The sequence below is a fragment of the Mesorhizobium sp. M2A.F.Ca.ET.039.01.1.1 genome (assembly GCF_003998035.1).
GTDB lineage: Bacteria > Pseudomonadota > Alphaproteobacteria > Rhizobiales > Rhizobiaceae > Mesorhizobium.
In genome coordinates this window covers 1-1,143 of record NZ_RZRY01001216.1, presented here as the reverse complement: position 1 = coordinate 1,143, position 1,143 = coordinate 1, and the positions used below count along the sequence as shown (strand labels likewise).

1 protein-coding gene and 1 pseudogene are annotated in these 1,143 nt (G+C 62.6%); both read left to right on the top strand.

Annotated elements, in window-relative coordinates; translation table 11 throughout:
* On the top strand, nt 1–863 hold an 863-nt coding region (locus tag EOA24_RS38745; RefSeq protein WP_127410868.1), incomplete at its 5' end, for an extracellular solute-binding protein.
* Between the two features lie 45 nt (nt 864–908).
* Nucleotides 909–1,143 (top strand): annotated as a pseudogene (locus EOA24_RS38740) (sugar ABC transporter permease); the annotation flags it as partial.

Here is a 1,143-nt window from a genome sequence, read left to right as displayed (position 1 = left end):
TACCAGTCGTGATCGACGGCGCCGGCCCGGAGACGGGCGCGATCCGCGCAATGGTCGATTCCAAGAATGTGACCTGGGACGCCACCGACGGCGGCATGACCGACGCGCTCGTGCTCGGCAAGGGTGGCTATGTCGAACCGATCGACTACTCGATCGTCGACAAGAGCCTGGTCGGCGACGGCCTCGCCGCCGAATTCGGCATCTGCAACTACACCTATTCCAACGTGCTCGCCTACGATTCCAAGAAGCTCTCGACCGCGCCAGCCAGTTGGGCCGACTTCTTCGATCTCGAGAAATTCCCAGGCAAGCGCACGATGTGCAAATGGATCCAGGGTCAGCTCGAGGCGGTGCTGCTCGCCGACGGCGTCAAGGCCGAGGATATCTACCCGCTCGACGTCGACCGCGCCTTCAAGAAGCTGGAGCCGCTTCTGCCGAACCTGATCTTCTGGGAGTCGGGTGCGCAGAGCCAGCAGCTCTTCCGCGACGGCGAGGTGGTGATGGGCAACATCTGGCACACCCGCGCCAACCTGCTGCGCAAGGAGAACCCCCAGTTCACCTGGACCTGGAACAACAATCTGATGTTTGCCAGCGCATGGTCCGTGCCGAAGGGCAACCCCGCCGGCAAGAAGGTGTTCGACTTCATCAACTCGTCGATGGAGCCGGAAGGCCAGATCACCCTGCTGCGCATCATGGGGAACGGCCCGTCCAATCCCAAGGCGCTCGCTCTCATGACCGAGGACGACAAGGCGGTCTATTCGCTGGCGCCGGAGAACGCCAAGACAGGCTTGAAGATCTCGGCCGCGTATTACGCCGACAACGAAGCCGCGCTGCAGAACAAGTTCCTCGATTTCATCTCTCGCTGATCAGGGACGGCCACCGGCTTCCAGGCCGGTGGCCGGATAGCCGCCATGTCGTCTTTCCAGCGTTGGGCCTTCGGCCTGACGGTGCCGGCCGCGCTATTGACGATCTGTCTCTACGTGGTCCCCATCCTTCAGGTGCTGGCGCTCTCATTCACCGAGCCGACCTTCGGCTTCGGCAATTATGTCGAGATGTTCGGCAGCGCCGCGATCGGGCGGGTGGTGCGCACCACGATGATCGTCTCGGCGGTGACGACGGTGCTGACGATCGTCGTGAGCTATGTGG